Source organism: Archangium sp., from assembly GCF_036388035.1.
In the GTDB taxonomy this organism is placed as follows: Bacteria; Myxococcota; Myxococcia; order Myxococcales; family Myxococcaceae; genus Archangium.
On the sequence record NZ_DASVSO010000779.1, the window covers coordinates 1 to 6575 of the forward strand.

Genomic DNA, 6575 nt, shown 5'->3' on the forward strand with positions numbered 1-6575 from the left:
GCTCACGAAAGCCCGCCGCCTTGTTCTTGCGACCCTGGAGCACGGCGGAGAGGCCCAACTCGCGGCCGCGCACCTCGACGATGGACGAGCTGCGCGCGGTGAGGATGGCGGTACGCAGGCCCGCCAGCCTCGCCATTACCAGCCCGTGGCCGTCCTTGACGTCGAAGCGCTTCATCACCTCGCCACCATCGCCGTAGAAGAGGCCACCGTCCGAGAGCACCCCGTCCACGTCGAAGACGAGCAGACGCACGCGCGATGCGCGCACGGTCAGCTCGTCCTTGCTCGGCTTGGGCGGCAGCTCCGTCATGTCGTGCCCCTTGGACTCCCCTCCCACGACTTCGGTTCACTTCGACCGCGACTACGCCGGCTCGTGCCCCAACGCACGCCGGATGGCGAGCACCTGACGTAGCACGTCCTCGAACATCTGGGGATTAAGCGAACACGGACCGTCACACAGGGCACGATCCGGGTCCTCATGCACTTCCGTGAAGAGTGCGTCTATTCCAGCGGCGGCGGCGGAGCGCGCGAGCAGCGACACGAACTTGCGCTCCCCGCCCGTCTGCCCATCTCCGGAGGAGGGCAGCTGCACGGAGTGGGTGGCGTCGAAGCACACGACGAGCCCCGCCTCGCGCATTTGCGCGAAGCCCCGCATGTCCACCACGAGGTTGTTGTAGCCGAAGGTGGCGCCGCGCTCGGTGACGAGCACGTTGGGGTTGCCCGTCTCCACGGCCTTGCGCGCCGAGTGGACGATGTCCTTGGGCGCCACGAACTGGCCCTTCTTCAGGTTGACGCCCTTGCCCGTGCGCGCCACCGCCTCCACCAGGTCCGTCTGACGGCAGAGGAAGGCGGGAATCTGGATGATGTCCACCACCTCGGCGGCGGGGCCCACGTGGCTCGTCTCGTGGACGTCCGTGAGGACGGGCACGCCCACCTCGCGCTTGATGCGCTCGAGGATGCGCAGGCCCTCCTTCAGCCCCGGCCCCCGGAAGGACTTGCCGCTGGTGCGGTTGGCCTTGTCGTAGGAGCACTTGAAGGCATAGGGCACGCCCAGCCGGCCCGTCAGCTCCTTGAGGAGCTTCGCGTGCCGCAGCGCCATCTCCTCGGACTCGATGCTGTCCGGGCCGGCGATGACGAAGAGCTTCTGGCCCGGGCCGACCTTGTAGCCGCACAGGTTGATGCTCGGGGTGCTCATGCCTGCGTCCTCCCCGCGTCACGCTGGGAGACGGCCGCGCCGATGAAGCCCGAGAAGAGCGGGTGGGGCGCGAAGGGCTTGCTCTTGAACTCGGGATGGAACTGGCAGCCCACGAAGTAGGGGTGGTCCGGCAGCTCGATCATCTCCACGAGGTTGAGCTCGGGGTTGTGGCCGGACACCACGAGGCCCGCCTCCTGCAGCCGGCCGCGGTAGGCGTTGTTCACCTCGTACCGGTGGCGGTGCCGCTCGTTGATGGTGTCCTCCCCGTACAGCTTGCGCGCCAGCGAGCCGGGCTTGAGCGCGCAGGCGTAGCTGCCCAGGCGCATGGTCCCGCCCTTGTCCTGGACCTTCACCTGACTCTCCATGAGCGTCACCACCGGGTGCGGGGTGTGCTCATTGAACTCGAGCGAGTTGGCCCCACCGAGCCCCAGCACGTTGCGGCTGAACTCCACCACCGCCATCTGCAGGCCCAGGCAGATGCCGAAGAAGGGCACGCGCTTCTCGCGGGCGTAGCGCACCGCGGCGATCTTCCCCTCGGTGCCGCGCACGCCGAAGCCGCCGGGCACCAGGATGGCGTCCACCCCGGAGAGCATCGCCTCGGCGCCCTTCTCCTCCACGTCCTGCGAGTCCACGAACTGCAGGTCCACCTTCACGTCGTTGGCGATGCCACCGTGGAGCAGCGACTCATTGAGGCTCTTGTAGCTCTCCTTGAGGTCCACGTACTTGCCGACGATGCCCACCTTCACCTCGCCGCGGCTGGGCGAGTACACCTTGCGGATGATGTCCTCCCAGCGGTCCAGCCGGGCGGCGCGCGTCCAGATGTTGAGCGTCTCGGCCAGCCGCTCGTCGATGCCCTGCCGGTGCAGCTCCAGCGGCAGCTCGTAGATGCTCTTCACGTCCGGCGAGGTGAACACGTTGCCGTTGTCCACGTTGCAGAACATGGCGATCTTGTCCTTGAGCTCGCGCGAGATCTCCCGGTCGGTGCGGCAGATGAGGAAGTCCGGCTGGATGCCGATCTCCCGCAGCTTCATCACCGAGTGCTGGGTGGGCTTGGTCTTCACCTCGCCGGCCGCGCCGATGTAGGGCAGCAGCGTGAGGTGCATGTAGACGGCGTTGCCGCTGCCCACGTCGTAGCGCATCTGGCGGATGGCCTCGAGGAAGGGCAGCGACTCGATGTCGCCCACGGTGCCGCCCACCTCGACGATGACCGCGTCCATGCCCTGGGCGGCCTGACGGATGTTGGACTTGATCTCATCCGTGATGTGCGGAATCACCTGCACCGTCTTGCCCAGGTACTCGCCCCGGCGCTCCTTCTGGATGACGGCGTGGTAGATGCGCCCGGAGGTGAAGTTGTTGAGCCGGGACATCCGAGCATTGGTGAAGCGCTCGTAGTGACCCAGGTCCATGTCGGTCTCGCCACCGTCGTCGGTGACGAAGACCTCCCCATGCTGGAACGGGCTCATCGTGCCCGGGTCGATGTTGATGTAGGGGTCGAGCTTCAACAGGGTGATGTCGAGCCCGCGGTTCTCGAGCAGGGCGCCAATGGATGCAGAGGCGAGCCCCTTGCCCAGCGAGCTGACGACGCCGCCGGTCACGAAGATGAACTTGGTCTTCTTGGAGCGCATGACCCTTCCTGCCAAGAGACCCCGGGGGCGTCAATCATTCTTCCAGCGCGGCCGGACGGTCGCCTGGTCCCGGAAGTCCAGCAAGGGAAGGATCTCAGTCCTGCCCCTGGCTCCGGGGGCGGGAGACGGCGTAGTCGCGGGCCCTCGGCTCGCTGTCGCGCTGCTCGCGCAGCGGGCAGTGCCGGCAACTCCAGCCGTCCCACCCGCGCTTCACCGCGAGGTGCAGGCAGGCGTCATAGTTGAAGCAGAAGAGGTTTCGCTGGGAGTCCACCACCGACTCGTCACGCAGGGCGGACGGCAGCGGGCTCGGGCAAGGTGTAATGGACAAGGTCAGGGCCTCCGGCGGCTCAATGGGCCTTTTCCCCCCGGCGGCTGCAACAGGGATGTCGCGCCGCCATTCCCGAGGGGTGGGCAAAAAAAGACCCGCCCGCCCCACGGCCCCGCTCTGGGGTGCGTAGGACGGGCGGGCCCGTACTCTTCGGCGTCACTCCCCGCCGGATGAGGGCTTGCTCAGCGCGTCATCCCGGCGGAGGTGGACGCCTGACTCATGCTATCAGTCAAGGCATCACCTCCTTTCGTCTGCGGCGGCTTAAGTAATGCCGGCATTTTCACCGCGCCACTGCCGACGACACGCGCGGCGAGACCGCCTGTAGAGCAGACGACAGGCCGGGCGCGCCTCAGGCCGCCACGAACTGCCGCTCCACCAGCCGGCGGTAGAGGCCGTCCTGGCCCATGAGCGCCGCATGGTTGCCGCTCTGCACCACCTTGCCGCCCTCCAGCACCAGCACGCGGTCCGCGCCAATCACCGTGGACAGGCGGTGGGCGATGATGAGCGTGGTGCGGCCCTTCATCAGCCGATCCAGCGCCTCCTGCACCAGGTGCTCGCTCTCGGCGTCCAGCGCGCTGGTGGCCTCGTCGAGCACCAGCAGGCGCGGGTCCTTGAGCACGGCCCGGGCAATGGCGATGCGCTGCTTCTGGCCACCGGAGAGCTGCACCCCGCGCTCGCCCACCAGGGTGCGGTAGCCCTCGGGGAAGCGGGAGATGAACTCGTGCGCGTTGGCGGCGCGCGCGGCGGCCTCCACCTCGGCGTCCGTGGCGTCCATGCGGCCGTAGCGGATGTTGTCCGCGATGGAGGAGGCGAAGAGCATCGGCTCCTGCGCCACCGTGCCAATCTGCTGCCGCAGCCACTCGGGGTCCAACGCGCGCAGCTCCTTGCCGTCCAGCAGCAGGCGCCCGTCCTGCGGGTCGTACATGCGCGCCAGCAGGCCGGCGATGGTGGACTTGCCCGCGCCCGAGGGGCCGACGATGGCCACCACCTCGCCCGGGGCGAGCTTCAGGTCGATGCCCTGCAGCACCGGCACGTCCAGGCGCGTGGGGTAGGCGAAGCGCACCTCCTGGAACTCGACGCGGCCCTGGACGGACGCCAGGCGCTCGCCGCCCGTGGCGGGGATGGCGGGCGTGCGGTCGATGAGCTCGAAGACGCGCTCGGCGGCGCCCGAGGCCCGCATGAAGTCCGCCCACAGGTCCGCCAGGGCGCCCAGCGACACGGCCACCATCAGCGAGTAGATGAGGAAGGAGGTGAGGCCGCCCACCGTCATCTTCCCATCCAGCACCAGCCGGCCGCCGTACCAGAGCACCACCGCGGAGGCCAGGTAGCCGGCGGAGGAGGCCCCGGCCAGGAAGAAGGAGGACTGCCGCGCCCGGTGACGCGCGATGTCATAGGCGCGCTCCATGGCGGAGCGGTAGCGGGCCACCTCATGCCGCTCGGCGGCGAAGGAGCGCACGGTGCGGATACCGGAGAGGCTCTCCTCGGCCACCTCGTTGGCGGCGGCGAGCGCGTCCTGCGTCTGCTTGGAGAGCCCGCGCACCTTGCGGCCATACGTCACGGCCCCCACCGCCACCACGGGCACGATGGCCAGCATCAGCCCGGTGAGCACCGGGGAGGTGTAGAAGAGCAGCGCGATGCCGCCCAGGGCCTGCGCCGCGTTGCGCAGGGCCATGGAGATGTTCACGCTCACCGTGTTCTGCAGCACCGTGGTGTCCGAGGACAGCCGGTTGGTGAGCTCTCCCGTCTTGCGCTCGTCGAAGAAGCCCACGTCCTGGGCCATGAGGCTGCCGAAGAGGTCCTGCCGCAGCCGGGTCACCACGCGCTCGCCCGCGGTGGTGAAGAGGTAGTAGCGCATCGCCATGGCCATGCCCTGCAGCAGGAACACGACCACCATGCCCAGGGCGATGTTGTCGATGCGGGCGCGGTCTCCCGCCTTGAGCGCCTGGTCGATGATGTCGCCGATGACCTTCGGGTACACCAGACCCAGGGCGCTGGCGATGAGCAGGAAGACGGTACCGGCGAGGAGCCTGCGCGCCTGGGGGCGGGCGAGGCTCATGATGCGCCGGAACGTCACACGGGAGAACTTCGGCTTCGGAGAGGCGTCGGGCTTCTTGGCGGCGTCGGACACGCGCGCAGACTAACCCGGGGCGTGCCGCGCCGCATGTCTACCTGAAGGGCGAGGAGGCGGCCTCAGCCGCGCAGCAGCGCCTCCACCCGGGCCACGTCCTCGGGCACGTCCACCGCCACCGAGCGCCCGGCTACCTTGCCGCAGCGGATGCGCAGGCCGTGCTCCAGCGCTCGGAGCTGCTCCAACTTCTCCGCCTGCTCCAGCGGGGTGGCGCTCAGGCCCGCCAGTTGCCGCAGCGTCTCGCGCCTGTAGCCGTACAGCCCCAGGTGCGCCCAGCGCTGGACGGCGCCCGCCTCGGCCGGCTCGCGGATGAAGGGCACGGTGCTGCGGCTGAAGTAGAGCGCGTCCCCGTTCAGGGCCAGCACCGCTTTCACCACATGGGGGCTGTCCGCCTCGGCCGCCTCCAGCGGGCGCACCAGCGTGCCCATCCGCACGGCCGGGTCCACGAAGAGGCCCGCCAGCACCCGCAGTGAATCCGGGTCCACCAGCGGCTCGTCTCCCTGCACGTTCACCCACACGTCCACGTCCGGGCGCAACCAGGCCACCTGGGCCACCCGGTCCGTCCCCGTGGCGCAGTCCGGCGACGTCATCACCGCCGTGCCACCGAAGCGCAGCACCGTCTCCTGGATGCGGGTGTCGTCGGTGGCCACCAGCACCTCGTCGAAGACGCGCGCTTGCTGACAGCGGGTCCACACATGCTCAATCATCGGGCGGCCGGCGATGAGGGCGAGCGGCTTGCCGGGAAAGCGCGTGCTGGCGTAGCGGGCGGGGATGACGGCGACGGTGCGTGGGGCGGACATGAGCGCTCTCTCTATCAGATTCAGGACGCTGAGATGCGCCCCGGGACATGTGCCCCTAGGCGCAACCGGGCCCGTGCCTAGCTTCCCCGCCAATATGAAGAAGGTTCTCCATATCGTCGGGGCGCGTCCCAATTTCATGAAGGTGGCGCCCATCCACCGGGCCATCTCCGAGCGCGGCGCGCTCACTCAGCGACTGGTCCACACCGGCCAACACTATGACGTGAAGATGAGCGACGTCTTCTTCACCGACCTGGGCATGCCCGCCCCGGACATCCACCTGGGCATCGGCGGGGGCAGCCACACCGAGCAGACGGCCAAGGTGATGCTGGAGCTGGAGAAGGTGTTCTCCAGCGAGAAGCCGGACCTCGTCTCCGTGGTGGGCGACGTCAACAGCACCCTGTCCGCCGCGCTCGTGGCGGTGAAGATGGGCATCCCCATCGCCCACGTGGAGGCGGGGCTGCGCAGCTTCGATCGCAACATGCCCGAGGAGATCAACCGCATC

General features: G+C 68.8%; 7 protein-coding genes. 1 reads left to right on the top strand and 6 read right to left on the bottom strand.

The features are described from left to right. From VF697_RS32090 to kdsB, 6 genes are all read right to left on the bottom strand, one after another. On the bottom strand, positions 1 to 307 hold a 307-nt coding region (locus tag VF697_RS32090), incomplete at its 3' end, for a KdsC family phosphatase (protein ID WP_414641368.1). Between the two features lie 51 nt (positions 308 to 358). Beyond that, positions 359 to 1192, bottom strand: coding sequence for a 3-deoxy-8-phosphooctulonate synthase (gene kdsA / locus VF697_RS32095; protein ID WP_331100912.1), 834 nt, complete (start codon positions 1190 to 1192; stop codon positions 359 to 361). Then, a complete protein-coding gene (locus tag VF697_RS32100; protein ID WP_331100913.1) occupies positions 1189 to 2817 on the bottom strand; it encodes a CTP synthase in 1629 nt (542 codons plus the stop codon). The genes kdsA and VF697_RS32100 overlap by 4 nt, the downstream gene beginning before the upstream one ends. 94 nt (positions 2818 to 2911) lie before the next feature. Continuing rightward, entirely contained in the window at positions 2912 to 3145 is a 234-nt protein-coding gene (locus VF697_RS32105; RefSeq protein WP_331100914.1) for a hypothetical protein, read from the bottom strand. Positions 3146 to 3494: 349 nt separating this feature from the next. Next, on the bottom strand, positions 3495 to 5201 hold the full coding sequence (locus tag VF697_RS32110; RefSeq protein ID WP_331100917.1) for an ABC transporter ATP-binding protein: 1707 nt from the start codon (positions 5199 to 5201) through the stop codon (positions 3495 to 3497). Positions 5202 to 5335: 134 nt separating this feature from the next. Beyond that, positions 5336 to 6073, bottom strand: a complete 738-nt coding sequence (kdsB, locus tag VF697_RS32115) for a 3-deoxy-manno-octulosonate cytidylyltransferase (protein WP_331100915.1) — start codon at positions 6071 to 6073, stop codon at positions 5336 to 5338. A gap of 94 nt (positions 6074 to 6167) precedes the next feature. On the opposite strand from kdsB, the gene VF697_RS32120 reads away from it, so the two are divergent. Continuing rightward, positions 6168 to 6575: UDP-N-acetyl glucosamine 2-epimerase (locus tag VF697_RS32120; protein WP_331100916.1), on the top strand; the 408-nt coding region annotated here is incomplete at its 3' end.